The sequence below is a fragment of the Nocardia sp. NPDC003979 genome, from assembly GCF_053605015.1.
This window is the reverse complement of the sequence record NZ_JBSGIJ010000009.1, coordinates 41006-57521: the sequence shown is the minus strand read 5'-3', so window position 1 is coordinate 57521 and position 16516 is coordinate 41006. Positions and strand designations below refer to the sequence as shown.

Sequence of the window (16516 nt, the reverse complement as noted above, 5' to 3'; positions counted from 1 at the left end):
GCGTGCCGGCACACCGACGTCGGCATTCCGCCGCTCAGGAGGTCACATGCCGGGTCATCGGTTGGGAGGTGTCCGCGCGGCGGCGACGCTGGCGGACCTCGGGTTCGCCGGATTCGCCGCAGGCGTCATCGCCCGTCGCCGCAGGATGATGGGACTACTGGAACGCACGCAAGCGGACGGTCGTGCCGTCCGGCGGATGCATGCGCTGCGTGACGAATTCGGCTCGGGGCCGGTGGAATTGGTCCTGCCCGGCCGACGGGTGGTCGTGGTCACCGATCCCGCCGATGTGGGCAGGGTGCTTGCGCAAGCACCGTCGCCGTTCGATCCGGCCAATCGGGAGAAGCGCGCCGCATTGCGCCAATTCCAGCCGCACGGGGTCCTGATCTCGGAGGGCCCGATCCGCGAGGAACGCCGGGCGGTGAACGAAGCCGCTCTCGAGACCGGCCGTCCGCTGCACCGGCTGGCGACCCCGTTCGCCGAGGTCATCGCCGACGAAGCGGCCTGGATGCTGGCGGCGGCCTCGTCGACCGGCACGCTGGACGCCGCACAGTTCACCACCGCCTGGTGGCGGTTGGTCCGTCGGCTGGTGCTCGGCTCCGCAGCGCGCGAGGACCACGACATCACCGATCGGCTGTGGCAGCTGCGTTCGGCCGCGAACTGGTCATTTCTCGTGCCACAACGCAGGCGCTCGGGCGAGAAGTTCTCCGAGAGCCTCTACCGCTATGCCGAATCAGCGGAGAAGGACAGCCTCTTAGGTGCGCTCACCGAGGTATCCGCGTCCGGCGCAACGGATCCAGTCGGCCAGGTACCGCATTGGCTGTTCGCCTTCGACGCGGCGGGGATGGCACTGAGTCGCGCGGTGGCATTGCTGGCCACCCATCCCGATCAGCGCGCCGCGGCAGTCGCCGAGGCACAGCACGCCACGACTCCGGCGACGCTCCCCTACCTCCGGGCATGTGTCCTGGAATCGGTGCGGCTGTGGCCGACGACGCCGCTCATCCTGCGCGACGTCACCGAGGACACCGCCTGGCGCGACGACGAGCAGCGTTTCACCACCGAGGCCGGTGCGGCGCTGCTGATCGCCGCCGTCGCGTTCCACCGTGACCCGCGGTCGCTTCCGTTCGCCGATGATTTCGTTCCCGACATCTGGTTGGACGGCCGCGCGAAGGACTACCCGCAGTTGGTGCCGTTCAGCGCCGGACCCGCGGCCTGCCCCGGGCAGGACCTGGTGCTGTTCGTCACCAGTACGCTGCTCGGGGAAATGCTGCGCGCGGCGCGGTTCGAGCTGACCTCGACCCCCTCTCTCGATCCGTCGACACCGTTGCCGTTCACCCTGAACAACTTCGGCCTCGAATTCCGCGTGGAATCCCGGCACGACTCGCCGATCCTGAACAGGTCCATGTCCTGACCCGATCGGCGGCAGCGAACAGGAGGTTTCGTGCGCTTACGGCGAAGCACTCCCGACGGCCCGGGGATCCGGCGAGTCACCCGGGGTCGTGGTTTCTCCTACCTGACCACCGACGGCGAACGCGTCGCGGACGAAGACCTCCTCGAGCGGATCAACGGCCTGGTGATTCCGCCCGCATGGCGCAAGGTGTGGATCTGCCCGCACGCCAACGGTCATATCCAGGCGATCGGTGTCGATGCCGCCGGCCGCCGCCAATACCTGTACCACGAGCAGTGGCGCCGGGAGCGCGACGAGGAGAAGTTCGACCGCGTCCTCGATCTGGCTGCTTGCCTGCCCCAGCTCCGCGACCGGCTGACCGCCGATGTGCGCCGCTCCGGCCTGCACCGGCACCGGGTGGAGGCCGTGGCCATCGGGTTGATCGACCTCGGCGTGTTCCGGGTCGGCGGCGAGGAGTACGCCGAGGAGAACGGCACCCGAGGCGTCGCCACCCTGCTGCGCGAACAGGTGCGCGTCGAGGGCCAGCAGATGCTGTTCGACTATGTCGCCAAGGGCGGTCTGCGTCGTCGCGTCCGGATACACGACGCCGATCTGGCCCGCGCTGTCACCTCCCTGCGGCGTAGTCGCGCGGATTCGCCCCGGCTACTGGTCTACCGCGACAAGAACGGCTACCGGGAACTGCATGCCGACGACATCAACGCCCGTTTCAAAGCACTCACCGAAACGGACTGCACCGTCAAGGACCTCCGGACCTGGCAGGCCACCGTGCTGGCCGCCGAGGGATTCGCGCAGGCCGAACCCCCGACCTCCGAACGTGCGCGCAAGCGGGCCGAACGCGCCGTGATCACCGAAGTGGCTGCCGCACTGGGCAATACCCCCGCCGTGGCCCGCGCCTCCTATGTCGACCCGAGGGTCGCCGAAGCGTACGCCGAGGGCGTCACGATCTCCCGAGCGCTGGACAGAGCCGCCCACGCCGCCGAGAGCGAGCGTCGAGCAATCATCGAACGTGCAGTTCTCCGACTGCTCCGGCGCGCCACCCACCGGGGGCATTGATCCCCGCTCCGCCGACGAACGAGGCAACACCACACCCGGGGCCGTGAACAGCTAGGCCCCGGCCGGGGATATAGTTGCGTCATGCAACACCAGTCGGGTGGATGGTCGCCCGAGCTCGTCGCGGTGCACGACGCGCTCACGCAGATCGTCCGCGAAGCCATCGCGGCACGGCCCGCGTCGGAGGGGATACCGTCGTTCGCGCAGCGATCGGCGCTGTCCTACATCGAACGGAATCCGGGCTGTCGTGCCACCGAGTTGGCCGAAGCGTTCGGTGTACACCGCTCGACGGTGTCACGACAGCTGCGGACCTGCGTCGACGCGGGCTGGGTGGCGGCGGGCGAGGAAAATTCCCGGGCGGGCTACCCGCTGACGCTCACCGCGTCGGGCCGCCGCGCGCATCGAGCCGCGATCGAACACGACCTCATGCTGCTCGAGGAGCGGATGAGCGACTGGACTGCCGACGACATCACCGACTTCGCGCACGCCTTGCGGCGATTCCAGCGACCCGACCAGCCCCTTGGAGGCGAGCATGCGTGAGTTCACCACGCCGGCCACGTTCACCATCGCCGAGGACGAGACCATCGTCGGCTCGGTCTACACCCAGGCCGAACAGTTCCCGCAGCGGGTGCTGTTCTCCCGTCCCGTCGGGGACCGCTGGGTCGACGTCACCGCGGACGAGTTCGCGCGACTGGTGTCCGCGGCGGCGAAAGGCTTGATCGCCAACGGTATTCGAGCGGGCGATCGGGTGGTACTCGCGTCGGCGACGCGCTTCGAGTGGACGCTGTTCGATTTCGCGATCTGGGCCGCCGGTGCGGTCACCGTTCCCGTCTACGACTCGTCCTCCGCCGAGCAGGTGCGGTGGATCCTCGAGGATTCCGGTGCCGCGCTCGCCATCGTGGAGACCGCGCGGCACAAGGATCTGCTCGCGAACGCACCGGCAACGCTGCGACGGTCCCTGGTCATCGACGACGGCGCCGAGGCGCTGCTGATCGCCGAGGGCACCGACCGCTCCGACGACTGCCTGCGGGAACGGCTCGAGGGCCTGCGCGCCGACGGCCTCGCCTCCCTGGTGTACACCTCCGGCACCACCGGTCGCCCCAAAGGGTGCATGCTGACCCATCGCAACTTCCTGTCGGAGGTGCGCGGCATCCTGACCGCGAGTATCGGTGAGGTCGCCCACCCGGGCCAGCGGATGCTCACTTTCCTGCCGCTCGCGCACGTGTTGGCCAGGGCGGTGTCGCTGGCCGCGTTCGAAGCCGGGATGACGCAGGCGCACTGGGCGGACTTCAAGACCATCACCGGTCAGTTCACCCGCTTCCGTCCGCACACGATCCTCGGTGTGCCGCGGGTGTTCGAGAAGGTGCGCGACGGCGCCGAGAAGAAGGCACGCGACGGCGGCAGGATCAAGGCGGCCGTCTTCCGGTTCGCCGAGCAGACCGCGGTCCGGTGGAGTGAAAACCTCGACCACACCGGCGGATTCGCGCGCACGCCCTCGCTGCTGTTGCGTGCCGAGTACGCGCTGTGCGACCGGCTGGTGTACGCCCCGCTGCGGGCCGCGCTGGGTGGTGATTGCGAGTTCGTCATCTCCGGCGGGGGCGCGTTGACGCCTCGGCTCGGGCATTTCTTCCGAGGTGTCGGTGTTCCGGTGTACGAGGGCTACGGCCTGACCGAATCCACCGCCGCGCACTGTGTGAACGTGCCGGGTGCGGTGAAGATCGGTACGGTGGGACAACCGTTGGGCGGCAACGCTGTTCGCATCGCCGAGGACGGCGAGATCGAGGTGTCCGGCGGCGTCGTGTTCGCCGGGTACTGGCGCAGCGAGGAAGCTACCGCCGCCGCGCTGCCCGACGGGTGGTTGCGCACCGGCGACCTCGGCGCCATCGACGACGACGGGTTCCTGTCGATCACCGGACGCAAGAAGGACCTCCTCGTCACGGCGGGCGGCAAGAACGTCTCCCCCGGCCCGATGGAGGATCGCATTCGTTCCCACGCGCTGATCTCGCAGGCCGTCGTGGTCGGCGACGGTCGCTCGTTCGTCACCGCGCTCATCACCATCGACCCCGAGACGTTCACCGGATGGAAGGAAGCGGCCGATCGACCGGCCGAGGCGACCGTCGCCGATCTCCGTGCGGATCCGGCGCTGCTCGCCGAGGTGCAGCAGGCGATCGACGATGCCAACAGCACCGTCTCCCATGCCGAATCCATCAAGAAGTTCGTCGTCCTCGATCGCGACCTGACCGAGGAGTCGGGCGAGCTCACCGCCACGCTCAAGGTGAAGCGGCACGTGGTCGCCGAGCGATTCGCCGATGAGATCGACGGTATGTACCGGGCCTGAGCGCCGATCCGCAGGGCATCGGCGCCGCGTGGGCGACGACCAGCCTCGGACAGCGTTCAGGCGCCCAGTAGGCGGACTTCGCTGTCGAGCAGGGCAGCCTGTTCGGTCAGTGCGGTCGGGTCCGGGTTCGCGCCGAGCCGCCGCTGAACCTCCGCCCGGCTGGCGACGACCATGCCGCTCTGCTGGTCCTCTGATCCCGGGGCGACCCGCACCCGTCCACCTTCGAGAACCAGACAGGCTTGCGCGTCGTCGGCCCCGAGCAGTTCTCGCACTATGTCGACGGTGACCAAGTCCTCGGCCGCGCTCGCAGGTGACGGTGTGGTGCCATTTTGCTCGTCAGTTGCCATGGTGTGCGCTTGCCCAGTCGGCAACCACCGAAACACCGGCGTTCCACCGACCCGCGCACGGGGCGGGAGCGACTCGAAAATGTGCTGACCGAGGAGCACAATCGGAGGTGGAGAGAGCGTCGAGGTCTGCGGTTCCCGCCGCTCGCTCCACCAGGCAGGAGTGTAGCAATCCTGTTGCCCGACAACCACTTTCGTGTCTCAACTCACCCGTTGAGCGGGAGCGGATCCCTGTGTTTCCGGACGAGAACCCGTTTCAGCGCCGCGTCGGCTGTGCCGACACGCCTCGCAGCGCGGTGGATCGGCGCGGCGGACCTCTACCCTCTGATCGGTGGCGACCACCCCGCGCGTTGCTCCAGCACATCCGCATGCTCTCGCACCCGTTCCCCCGCATATGACGGCTGCCCAATTCCGGGCGCACGGCCGGGCCGTGGTGGACTGGGTGGCCGACTACTGGGAGCGGGTGGAGTCGCTGCCGGTGCGGTCGAGCGTCGTTCCCGGTGAGGTCCGCGCACAACTGCCTGCCGAGCCGCCCGAGACCGGCGAACCGTTCGAGGCACTGCTCGCCGACATGGATCGGATCGTCGTGCCCGGCTCGACACACTGGCAGCATCCCGGCTTCCTCGCCTACTACCCGAGCGGCGCGTCGGGTCCATCGGCGCTGGCCGAACTGCTGATCTCCGGCCTGGGCGTGCAGGGCATGCTCTGGCAGACCGCACCGGCGTGCACCGAACTGGAACAGCTCGTTCTCGACTGGCTGGCCGGCCTGATCGGGCTACCCGAGCGTTTCACCTTCGCGGGCGGCGGTGGCGGTGTGGTGCAGGACGGCGCGAGCACCGCGATGCTGATCGCCCTGCTGGCCGCCTTGCAGCGGGCATCGCGTGGACAGGTCGCCCGTGCGGGTGTCGAACGTGGCCGCTACGTCGTCTACACCTCGAACGAAGCGAACTGCGGCTTCGAAAAGGCCACGCGGATAACGGGTCTCGGTTCCGATGCGATCCGCTTCGTCGACACCCGCGCGGACCTGTCGATGGACCCGACGGCGCTGCGTAGGGCGATGGCGCACGACGCCGCGGCCGGCCGGATACCGGTCCTGGTGATGGCGACGGTCGGCACCACCTCCACGGGCGCCGTCGACCCGGTTCCCCTCATCGGCCCAGTCTGTCGCGAATTCGGCGCCTGGTTGCACGTGGACGCGGCGTACGCGGGCGTGGCCGCGATGTGCCCGGAGTTGCGCTGGATCAACGACGGCGTGGCGGACTTCGCCGATTCCTACGCGACCAATCCGCACAAATGGTTGCTCACCGCCTTGGAATTCGACGCCTGCTACCTCGCCGACCGTTCGGCGTTGACGGACGTGCTGTCGGTGCTGCCGGAATACCTGCGCAACAGCGCGACCGAGTCCGGCACGGTGGTGGACTATCGGGATTGGCAACTGCCGGTGGGCCGCCGGTTCCGGGCACTGAAGTTGTGGGCGGTGATCCGCTGGTACGGCGCGTCCGGTTTGCGCGAGCACATTCGCTACAGCGTGTCGGTGGCGCAGCAGTTCGCGGCATGGGTCGAGGCCGACGACCGGTTCGACGTGCTCGCGCCGCATCCGCTGTCGGTGATCTGTTTCCGGCTGCGCGCCGTCGACGACGTCAACCGGGCCCTGCTGGAGGCTGTCAACGCGACAGGCCAAGTCCTGTTGTCGCACACCATGGTTCGCGGGCAGTTCGCTCTTCGCGTGGCGATCGGTGGCTGCGCGACCCGACTCGAACACGTGGCAACAGCATGGCAGCTGTTGAGCGAGTGGGCCGATATCGTCACCGGCCCGAACTGATACCCGACGAGCGTCGCCGGAGGGATTCCGGCGACGCTCGCGGTGTCAGTGCACGCTGAACGTGCCGGTCAGCGTCGCTTCGGTGACCCCGGGACAGGTTTGTTCGGTGGTCACCGTGTTGTCGTCGGTCGCGGTGTGCCCGGCGAGCGTGCCGGAGTCGATGGTGATCGGGAAGGTGGCCGGGCCACCACCTTTGGACTTGGTCTGGTTGCCCGCGGCTTTGCTGCTGGTGGTGCTCGTGGTGCCGTCGGACCAGGTGATGGTGCCGGTGCCCTCGTGGACGGTCACCTTCCCCTCGCAGGAGGCCACCTCGGTGCCCTGCTCCGCCATGCTCACGGGGTAGGGCCCACCCTCGTCGACGGCGGACCCCGCGCAGTCGGTGAACTCGGTGGTGGCCGACCATTCGACGCGGGTCGGCTTCTCCCCCAGCCCGTCGCCCGCCCAGGTGACGGTGCCGTTCTGGGTGCAGGTGATGATCGGCTCCGCCTGGTTCGCACCGGGTGGCGCGGCGATGCCCGGTGCGGCGAACGGGACGAGCCCGATCGACGCGGTGGCGAGAACAACGGCTCCGGTCAGACGATATCGGGTGAACATTCGTCTCCTCTGTCGTTCCTGCTGGGCTGATGAACGCCCGAGACAGTACTTCGCCGCCGCTCGGCTCCCACCGAGCCACCCTCCCCGGGTCCACACCGAGTCGAACCCGCAACAACACTGTTGCCGACCGGAACCTGTCGGTGCCCGGCGTTATCCTGCGCGCATGAAGCCGTGGGAGTACGAATTCGCCGCCGAGGTCTGGCAGGCACCAGGCGCCACCTGGCATTTCGTCGCGGTTCCCGAGCCGGTCGCCGACGATATCGCCGACCGGCATCCCCGCACCGGACCCGGTTTCGGCGCCGTCCCGGTCACGGTCTCTGTCGGCGCGACCACCTGGTCGACATCGGTGTTCCCGGACAAGAAGCGCGGCACGTACATCCTGCCCATGAAGAAGCCGGTCCTGCAGGCCGAAGAGCTGGTCGAGGGCGATACCGCACACGTACGGCTGCGCACCGGCCGCTGAGCGAGCCCGTCACGCCGGACGCGAGCTCGTCCCGCGCACGATGATGCCAACGACCGTGCGCACATACGACTCGCTGAACCCTTCACCGCGCAGCACGAGATGCGTCCACAACGAACCCGCGAGCAGGTCGACGACGACCGCCGGATCGAGTCCGGCCGGGATCTCACCCCGTGCGGCGGCGCGGTCGAAGATCACCTGCTCGCGTTCGAGCCGATCGCTGAAGAAGCGATGCCCCACCGCGGCGAGCTCGGGGCGCGAGGCCGACGCGGACAGGACCGCTGTGACGATCGGCGAGGTGTCCTCGGCGGTCAGCAGCCGGCCGATCCCGAGCCCGAGCGCGGTGAGGTCGCCTTCGAAGGTGCCGGTGTCGGGAATCGAAATGCGCAGGGGCGCGGCAACAGTCAGCGCCGCGGCGAGCAGCGCGTCTTTCGACGGCCACCAACGGTAGAGCGTCGTCTTGTTGACACCGGACTGCCGGGCGACCGCCTCCATCGTCAGGTCGTCGTAGCCGTCCCGGGCCAGCAACTCCAGAGCACAGAGGTAGATGGTTTCGGCTTTTCGCGGGCCCGAGGTCGTCACCCGCCCAACAATACAACGCAACGTTGCGTTGCACTGCGGGCAGAGGTACGTTTGCAACGCAACGTTGCGTTGCATTATCTGAGGAGGGGTAGCTATGCCGGATCGTCTACCGGTGGTTTTCGTCCATGGAATTCGGATGAGCGGGGCGGCCTGGACGCTGGTCGCCGACCGCGTCGGCCGGGTGCGCCCTGTCACCGCTGTCGACCTGCCCGGCCACGGGCGCAGACGCGGCGAACGGTTCACCGTCGCCGGATCCGTCGAAACAGTCTGCGAGGCAATCGATTCCCTCGGCGGCCGCGCCCTGGTCGTCGGACATTCGCTGGGTGGCTACGTCGGTATCGCCACTGCGGAAAGGGCTCCGGCGAAGGTGGCGGGGCTCGTGGTCGCGGGTTCGACGTGCGTGCCCACGCGAACTCTGATGACTCCGTTCACTGTGATGCATCGAGTGCTTTCGCGGCAGCCCGACGGTGGCCACCGGGCGAGTTCACGCGTGTTCGACCGCGTCCTTCCACCGGCCGTCGCCCGCGCCGTCGAGGCCGCGGGTATCGCGACCGAGGTCATCCCCGATGTCGTCGACGAACTGAGCGGCTTCGACGTGCTCGCCGCCCTCGGCTCCTATGCGGGGCCGATATCCTTGGTCAACGGCCGCCACGATCACTTCCGCGTGCAGGAGCGCCGATTCCTGCGGCAGTGCCGCGACGGCCGCCTGATCGTCGTCGCCGGCGCCGGACACTATCTGCCCCTGATCCATCCGGAACGGTTCACCGAACTCGTCCTCGAGGCCGCGACAGCGGCCGAGGCAGCCTCCTATCGGTAAGCCCGGCTTACCGCTGCGGCGAGAAGATCGTCGTTGTTCCGGGCTGTTCGCGGCGTCAAGCTGGTGCGATACAGCCCGAGGTTAGGAAATCTGGATGCTTCGACACGACGAATTCGATCGGACCGGAGGTGGCACGATGCTGGTCGCCGACCGGAGTGCACCGGATCTGCGCCACGCGGCGTGCGAGGTGCGCGACGTGCTGAACCGGATCGGCGACAAGTGGTCGGTGTTGGTGATCACGGAGCTGATCGGTGGGGCACGGCGCTTTCTGCAACTGCACCGGAGCGTGCCCGGCATCTCCCAGCGCATGCTCACGGTGACCCTGCGCCGACTCGAACGCGACGGCCTGGTGGCCCGCCGGATCTATCCGACGGTGCCGGTGCAGGTGGAGTACACCCTGACACCGGTCGGACGCAGCTTGCTGACGGTCTTCGACGTGGTCGCCGCATGGTCGGTGCGGCACCGCGCCGAGGTGATGTCGGCGCGGGCCCGCTGGGACATCACCGCCGACACCCGAGCGGCCGTGGACGAATAGTTCACGGCCGCAACGGCTTCAGGCGAGAGCTTTGAGGACCGCGGCGGCCAGCGGGGCCGACGAGGCGGGGTTCTGACCGGTGAACAGGTTGCGGTCGGTGACAACGTGCGGCGCCCATGGCTCGCCCGAGGTGTAGTCGGTACCGAGCGCGACGAGGCGGTCCTCGAGCAACCATTTCGCCTTGTCAGCGAGGCCCGCCTGGGATTCCTCGGCGTTGCTGAAGCCGGTGAGGCGGTACCCGGCGAACGGCGAGACGCCCGCGTCGCCGGTGGTGGCCAGCAGCGCGGCGGGTGCGTGGCAGACGACCGCCAGGGGCTTGCCGGAGGAGAGGGCGGCGTTGAGGAGTGCGCCCGAATCCTTGTTCACCGCAAGGTCTTCCATTGGGCCGTGGCCCCCCGGATAGTAGACGGCATCGAATTCGGCCAGGTCGACATCTTCCAGTCGCACCGGATCGTGCAGCTCCTTCGCGCCCTCGATCACCTCCCTGACGCGCTGCGCACCGGCGGCGCCGCCGTTGACCTCCGCCTCGAGGCTGCCCGTGTCGACGGGTGGTACGACACCACCCGGGGTCGCGACCACGATCTGGTGGCCCGCCCCCGTGAAGGCCTCGTAGGGTGCCACGAATTCCTCGGCCCAGTAGCCGGTGGGGTGCTCGGTGCCGTCGGCCAGGGTCCAGTGATCCGCGCCGGTCATCACGAACAGAAATTTAGCCATCGAAGCTCCTTCGGGCTGAGTGGGGAGACCGCCTGTCGAACGGTTCCGCCACCCGAAGGTAGGCCGGGCCGCATCCGATGACCAATAGGCTTGCCGATATCGGACATCGAAATATCGATGGGTCGCTCAGCGGGCCGGGAAGCGCAGGATCCGATCGTCGCCGTCGCGGAGGTCACCGCGGCCGTCGGTGTTGGAGGTGGTGAGCCAGAGGGCGCCGTCGGGGGCGACCGCGACAGTGCGCAGGCGGCCGTAGGTGTCGCGCAGGTAGTCGCGGGGCGCGGTCAGGGCTGCACCGGAAAGGGTTGCCGTCCACAGCCTTTCGCCGCGCAGGGCGGCGACGTAGAGGGTGTCGCCCGCGATGGCGATACCCGATGGTGAGGCCTCGTCGGTGGACCAGGTGAGCAGCGGATCGGTGAAACCCCGGTCGGCGCCGCCCCCGCCTTCGACGTCGGGCCACCCGTAGTCGCGGCCGGGTTCGATGCGGTTGATCTCGTCGAGGCGGTTCTGCCCGAACTCCGCCGCGTACAGCGTGCCGGTCCGGTCCCAGGCCAAGCCCTGCACATTGCGGTGCCCCGAGCTCAGCACCGGTGAACCCGGCGTGGGATTTCCCGGCGCGGGCGCACCCTCGGCCGTCAGCCGCAGAATCTTCCCGTTCGGACTGCCGGGATCCTGCGACCGCGACGGCTGCCCCGCATCCCCGGTGCCCACATACAGCATTCCGTCGGGCCCGAAGGCGATGCGCCCGCCATTGTGGTTGCCCGCCTTGGCGATTCCGCTGAACACCACCTCCACCGGTCCCCCCGGCCGGAATCGGACGATGCGATTGTCGTCGGACGCGGTGAAGTAGGCGTAGACGTAGTCGTCGCGGACGGCGAGACCGAGCAGGCCGCCCTCCCCGCGCGCCACCACACCCGGCACCTCGAAGAACGGCTCAGGTGTGCGGCCCGGTACCACCCGCAGAATCCGCCCGGAGTCCCGTTCGGCCACCAATGCGGTGCCGTCGGGGAGGAAGGCCAGTCCCCACGGCACCTCGATTCCCTGCGCGACCACCTCGGGCACCCCGAGATCGGGTAGGCCCTCGGACCGGCTCGGCGCGGTCGAAGAGGCGATCGGCGAGGTCGGCGCACTCGCCTGCTCGTTCGCACACGACGCAACGACGACGACCGCCGCAACGGCGACGACCAGCCGTCGTGCCACTGTCCTGACGCCCATCAGCCAGCGCTCCGTCCCGGTGGGCGCCCCTTCACCACCACCGGTATCGAGGATATCCGGTGGTCTTCCCGACCACGGCCGGTCAGTTGCCTCGTGATCCGAACAGTCCCGATCATGCTGTGCGCCTATGGGTCTCGGGCTCGACGCTGGTCTTCGGCGACCCGGCGACGCTCCTGTTCGCGGTAGCCGTAGGTGGCTTTGCGTACGGTCAGATCGTCTTCGAGGCCCGAGCCGACCGCGCCTGCCACCGTGCCGAGTACCGTCGCCATCAGGGCGATCGTCAGGTAGTCGGAGGGGCCACTCGGGCGGCCGAGAGTGCTGGTCAGGTAGTCCGGCGGGATGACGACGGTCACCGCCACCAGGGTGATCGTGTACAGCGCGAGGAAGAACACGATGGTGCCGACGGCGACGGTGCTCACGGTTCCCGCGTTGCGCAACGCCAGATACCGATCGTCGCGGCCGTCGATCCGTCGCTCCCACAACCCGTGCCCGGCGATGATCCACGCCGACAAGGCAACCAGCGCCGACACCGTGATTCCCGTCAAGCGCAGCGGCCCCATCGCCGTGGCCAGCAACCAGATCGAGGAGTACAGCACCCCGAACGCCGTTCCGGCCATCGCGCCGGCCAGCGCCGACGACAACCCGACGACCAGCTGCCACGGCCGGTTCGCGCGCACCATCCCCGCCAGCAGGAACAGCGAGCCGAACCGCACGGACCGCACCAATCGCATGTCGCCGCCCTGCTCCACCACTCGCAGCCCACGCGCATTCGGTCGCGAAAGCGCGGCCGAGCGACGCGAGCGCAGGGCTTCGACGATTCGCACCGCGAGTTCGCGCAACCGCTGCCGCAGCCGCAGCCCACCCAGCGCGGGTAGCGAGATCAGGGCGACTTGATTCGCCGGGTCGATATCGGCGACCAGCACCGACCGCCCGTCGCGCAACGGCAGGTCGGTGACGCACAACGCCAGGTCCCAGGTGGTTTCCCGGACGTATTCGCGGGCCTTGTCTATCAGGTGGACGCTGTCGGGATACATCGCCTCGAACGGATCGTCGTTGACGAGCACCCGCCACTCGACCTGTTCGCCGACGACCCGGGCGAGTTCGTCCGGCAGGTCGTCGCGCAGCGAGCGGGCGAGCCGCGTGGCCAGGTCGGGGTCGGCGAGTACACCGATCGTCACTTCCGTCATCCACCGACCACCTGTCCTCGCCGTGCACATCCCACTGCTCGCGCGTTCCCTGAACCGCCGCCGGGAAACGACCGGTGATCGCCGGGTCGCGCCCTGTTTCGGACCGCCCGTTCCGGTTAGACGCCACCAATGAAGAATGTTTTCGTCCCCGGTCTGACCGAGTTGCAGCGAGCCGAGATCAGCACAGTCGAGATTCCCGGCGGCCTGCGCCTGCACGGACTGCTCGACTACGACTCGCTGGTCAAGGCCGAGGAGTTCGATTTCGACGAGTTGCTCGACCGGGCCCGCACCGAACTGGACGCCTTCGACGGCACGGTGGACGCCATCATCGCCCACTGGGATTTCCCCACGAGTGTGATCGTGCCCATCCTCGCCGCGGAACGCGGCCTGCCCGCACCAAGCCTCGAGAGCGTGCTGCGCTCGGAGCACAAACTGTGGAGCCGGATACTGCAACGCGAGTCGGTACCCGAATGCGTTCCGGACTTCTGCGCGTTCGACCCCTTCGACCCGAAAGCCCTCGACAGCATCGATCTCGATTTCCCGTTCTGGGTCAAACCGGTGAAGGCCCACTCCTCCCAACTGGGTTTCGAGGTACACGATCCGGAGGAATTCGCGGCGGCGACCGAGACCATCCGCGCCGAGATCGGCCGCATCGCCGACCCGTTCGACCAGGCCCTCGCCCGGGTGACGGTGCCGGAGGACGTGCGCGTGGCCGGTGGTCGCACCTGCCTGGCCGAGCAGATCGTCACCGGAACCCAGGCAGCGCCCGAGGGGTCGATGGCCGCCGGTGAGTACCGGGTGCACGGCGTGTTCGACATGCGCAAGGACGCCACCGGACACAGCTTCGCCCACCTGGACTACCCGGCGCGCACGGTGCCGGAGTCGGTGCGCGACACCATGATCGAGGTCAGCGAACGCTATCTGCGCCACGTCGGTTACGACAACGGCTGCTTCAACTCCGAGTTCATGTGGGATGCCGACACCGGGAAGTTGTGGTTGATCGAGATCAACACGCGCATCTCGCAGTCGCACAGCGACCTGTTCGTCAAGGTCGACGGCACCTCCAACCACGCCGTCGCCATCGACGTAGCACTCGGGCGCACCCCCGAAATGCCGCACCGCAAGGGGCATTTCGCCGTCGCCGCCCAATGCATGGTGCCGCGCTACGAGGACGGTGTCGTCACCCGCGTGCCCGACGAGTCGCAGATCGAGGCCCTGCGCCGCAGGTTCCCCGACACGGTGGTGAACATCGATGTGGCCCCGGGTGAGCGGCTCTCGGAGCTGCCCAACCAGGACCCCTACCGCTACAAACTCGCCACCCTCTATCTCGGCGCCGCCGACCACGACGAGTTGGAGCAGCGCTACCAGGACTGTCTCGAGGCACTGCCGTTCGAATTCGAGGAGGTCGATTGAGTGCACACGGTCGAGTCGTTCCCGTACGAGGTGCGGGTCACCGAGAACGTTTTCATCCCGATGCGCGACGGCGCCCGACTGGCGGCCCGCATCTGGCGACCGGTCACCGAGGAACCGCTGCCCGCGGTGTTCGAGTACATCCCGTACCGCAAGCGGGACCTGACCCGCGGCCGTGACGCGCTGAACCACCCCTACCTCGCTGGCCACGGGTATGTGTCGGTGCGGGTGGATCTGCGCGGCAGCGGCGACTCCGACGGTGTGCTCCACGACGAGTACCTGCCCGCCGAGCACGACGACGCCTGCGACGTCATCGCGTGGCTGGCCGAACAGCCCTGGTGCGACGGCAATGTGGGCATGATGGGCATCTCGTGGGGCGGTTTCAACAGCCTGCAGGTCGCAGCGCACCGCCCACCGGCGCTCAAAGCCGTCGTCAGTGCCTCGGCGACGGAGGATCTCTACGTCGACAACATGCACTACATGGGCGGGTGCCTGCTGTCGGACAACCTGTCCGAGGCGACGGTGATGTTCGCCTTCAACAGCCTCCCGCCGGACCCGGCGATCGTCGGTGACCGGTGGCGCGAGATGTGGCACGAGCGCCTGGCGGGCAGCGGGCTGTGGATCGAGCAGTGGCTGGAACACCAACGCCGCGACGACTATTGGAAGCGCGCCTCGGTGAACGAGGACTACAGCGCTGTGCAGTGTCCGGTGCTCGCCGTCGGCGGCTGGGCCGACGGGTACACCAATGCGATCTTCCGCCTGCTCGAGCACCTCGATGTGCCGCGCCTGGGGTTGATCGGCCCGTGGGGACACAAGTATCCCCATCTCGGCGTACCCGGGCCGGCCATCGGGTTCCTGCAGGAGATGGTGCGGTGGTGGGATCACTGGCTCAAGGGCCGCGACACCGCCATCATGGACGAACCGATGCTGCGAGTGTGGTTGCAGGACAGCGTGTCCCCGCACCCGTCCTACGAGGACCGCCCCGGCCGCTGGGTCGGCGAGCCGAGCTGGCCCTCACCGAACATCGAACCGCGCCGGTTCGTGCTCGGCCGCTACGCCCTCGGCGAGGAGCCGGCACCGACGCATCACGTGCACCTGCAGTCGCCGCTGAGTGTCGGCATGTTCGCGGGCAAATGGGCGTCCTACGCCGCGACTCCGGACCTGCCGTCGGACCAGCGCGACGAGGACGGTGGCTCACTGGTGTTCGAGACCGAGCCCCTCGACCAGCCCTGCGAGATCCTCGGCCTGCCGACCCTGGACCTCGAGGTCTCGGCGGACCGCCCGAACGCGATGCTGGCCGCCCGGCTCTCGGACGTGGCGCCCAACGGCGAGGCGACCCGGGTCACCTACGGCCTGCTCAACCTCACCCACCGCGACGGCAGCGCCGAACCACGTCCGCTCGAGCCGGGGCACACCTATCGGGTTCACCTGCCGCTCAACGGGATCGCGCATTCGTTCCCGCCCGGGCACCGGATCCGGCTCTCGGTGTCGTCGTCGTACTGGCCGCTGGCCTGGCCCTCGCCGGAACCGGTGATGCTCACGATCAATACCGGAACGAGCACACTGACCCTTCCGCAACGTGCGCCGCGACCCGAGGACGCGCCCCTTCGCCCCTTCGGGGAACCGGAGGCCGCGCCACCCGCGCCCGCGACGCATGTCGAACCGGGACAACACCATTGGAAGGTCCAGCGCGATCTGGCCAGTGGGGTGTCGACCCTGGAGATCGAGAACGACCAGGGCACGATCGTGCTCGACGACATCGGGACCTCGGTGCGCCGCGCCACCACGGAATGGTTCAGTTTCCAGGACAACGACGTCACCTCCGTGCGCGGGCAGACCCGCACAGTGCGCCGCCTGGAACGCGACGACTGGCGAACCGAGGTGGTCACCGACACCGTATTACGGTGCACCGCCGACGAATTCGTCATCGACGCCCAGCTCGACGCCTACGAACTGGAGGACTCTCCCGCCGACCCGCGCTCGCTGCGCAACCGGGTGTACTCACAGAACTGGCACCGCCGGATACCCCGCGATCTGGTCTGAGCA

Annotated in this window: 16 protein-coding genes; 10 read left to right on the top strand and 6 right to left on the bottom strand. The window is 68.5% G+C overall.

All coding sequences use genetic code 11. The features are described from left to right. Positions 1–46: 46 nt before the first annotated feature. The 4 genes from ACWEVR_RS19865 (at position 47) to ACWEVR_RS19850 (ending at position 4793) form a co-directional block, all read left to right on the top strand. Complete coding sequence (locus ACWEVR_RS19865) at positions 47–1408, top strand: cytochrome P450 (protein WP_452468135.1); 1362 nt, start codon at positions 47–49, stop codon at positions 1406–1408. Between the two features lie 30 nt (positions 1409–1438). Further along, positions 1439–2458, top strand: coding sequence for a DNA topoisomerase IB (locus ACWEVR_RS19860; RefSeq protein ID WP_452468134.1), 1020 nt, complete (start codon positions 1439–1441; stop codon positions 2456–2458). A gap of 81 nt (positions 2459–2539) precedes the next feature. Beyond that, complete coding sequence (locus ACWEVR_RS19855; RefSeq protein ID WP_452468133.1) at positions 2540–2995, top strand: MarR family winged helix-turn-helix transcriptional regulator; 456 nt, start codon at positions 2540–2542, stop codon at positions 2993–2995. Further along, on the top strand, positions 2988–4793 hold the full coding sequence (locus ACWEVR_RS19850; RefSeq protein WP_452468132.1) for an AMP-dependent synthetase/ligase: 1806 nt from the start codon (positions 2988–2990) through the stop codon (positions 4791–4793). Before ACWEVR_RS19855 ends, ACWEVR_RS19850 begins: the two co-directional genes overlap by 8 nt. Positions 4794–4849: 56 nt before the next feature. On the opposite strand, the gene ACWEVR_RS19845 is transcribed toward ACWEVR_RS19850, so the two are convergent. Further along, complete coding sequence (locus ACWEVR_RS19845; protein WP_452468131.1) at positions 4850–5140, bottom strand: hypothetical protein; 291 nt, start codon at positions 5138–5140, stop codon at positions 4850–4852. A gap of 328 nt (positions 5141–5468) precedes the next feature. Between ACWEVR_RS19845 and ACWEVR_RS19840 the strand changes: the two genes are divergently transcribed. Next, positions 5469–6959: an aminotransferase class V-fold PLP-dependent enzyme gene (locus ACWEVR_RS19840; RefSeq protein ID WP_452468130.1), complete on the top strand. Its 1491-nt coding sequence runs from the start codon at positions 5469–5471 to the stop codon at positions 6957–6959. A 45-nt stretch (positions 6960–7004) separates the two neighbouring features. Here the strand turns inward: ACWEVR_RS19840 and ACWEVR_RS19835 are convergent, their stop codons facing one another. Next, complete coding sequence (locus tag ACWEVR_RS19835; protein ID WP_452468129.1) at positions 7005–7553, bottom strand: hypothetical protein; 549 nt, start codon at positions 7551–7553, stop codon at positions 7005–7007. Between the two features lie 163 nt (positions 7554–7716). Between ACWEVR_RS19835 and ACWEVR_RS19830 the strand changes: the two genes are divergently transcribed. Further along, the gene (locus tag ACWEVR_RS19830; RefSeq protein ID WP_452468128.1) at positions 7717–8016 is read left to right on the top strand and encodes a DUF1905 domain-containing protein; all 300 of its coding nucleotides are present in this window, start codon (positions 7717–7719) and stop codon (positions 8014–8016) included. Positions 8017–8025: 9 nt separating this feature from the next. Here the strand turns inward: ACWEVR_RS19830 and ACWEVR_RS19825 are convergent, their stop codons facing one another. Then, entirely contained in the window at positions 8026–8595 is a 570-nt protein-coding gene (locus ACWEVR_RS19825) for a TetR/AcrR family transcriptional regulator (RefSeq protein ID WP_452468127.1), read from the bottom strand. Between the two features lie 94 nt (positions 8596–8689). Here ACWEVR_RS19825 and ACWEVR_RS19820 point away from each other — a divergent pair, with 94 nt between their 5' ends. Together ACWEVR_RS19820 and ACWEVR_RS19815 are read left to right on the top strand one after the other, a co-directional pair. Next, complete coding sequence (locus tag ACWEVR_RS19820; RefSeq protein ID WP_452468126.1) at positions 8690–9412, top strand: alpha/beta fold hydrolase; 723 nt, start codon at positions 8690–8692, stop codon at positions 9410–9412. A 94-nt stretch (positions 9413–9506) separates the two neighbouring features. Then, positions 9507–9947 carry a winged helix-turn-helix transcriptional regulator gene (locus ACWEVR_RS19815; RefSeq protein ID WP_452468125.1) on the top strand — a complete coding sequence of 147 codons (441 nt, stop codon included), beginning with the start codon at positions 9507–9509 and terminating at the stop codon, positions 9945–9947. Between the two features lie 18 nt (positions 9948–9965). Here ACWEVR_RS19815 and ACWEVR_RS19810 read toward each other — a convergent pair whose 3' ends face one another. The 3 genes from ACWEVR_RS19810 to ACWEVR_RS19800 form a co-directional block, all read right to left on the bottom strand. After that, positions 9966–10661 carry a type 1 glutamine amidotransferase domain-containing protein gene (locus ACWEVR_RS19810; protein WP_452468124.1) on the bottom strand — a complete coding sequence of 232 codons (696 nt, stop codon included), beginning with the start codon at positions 10659–10661 and terminating at the stop codon, positions 9966–9968. Positions 10662–10787: 126 nt separating this feature from the next. Beyond that, complete coding sequence (locus ACWEVR_RS19805; RefSeq protein WP_452468123.1) at positions 10788–11873, bottom strand: PQQ-dependent sugar dehydrogenase; 1086 nt, start codon at positions 11871–11873, stop codon at positions 10788–10790. Between the two features lie 125 nt (positions 11874–11998). After that, complete coding sequence (locus ACWEVR_RS19800) at positions 11999–13060, bottom strand: hypothetical protein (RefSeq protein WP_452468122.1); 1062 nt, start codon at positions 13058–13060, stop codon at positions 11999–12001. Between the two features lie 129 nt (positions 13061–13189). Here ACWEVR_RS19800 and ACWEVR_RS19795 point away from each other — a divergent pair, with 129 nt between their 5' ends. Together ACWEVR_RS19795 and ACWEVR_RS19790 are read left to right on the top strand one after the other, a co-directional pair. Next, on the top strand, positions 13190–14473 hold the full coding sequence (locus ACWEVR_RS19795; RefSeq protein WP_452468121.1) for an ATP-grasp domain-containing protein: 1284 nt from the start codon (positions 13190–13192) through the stop codon (positions 14471–14473). Next, positions 14474–16513, top strand: a complete 2040-nt coding sequence (locus ACWEVR_RS19790) for a CocE/NonD family hydrolase (RefSeq protein ID WP_452468120.1) — start codon at positions 14474–14476, stop codon at positions 16511–16513. Positions 16514–16516 lie beyond the last annotated feature (3 nt).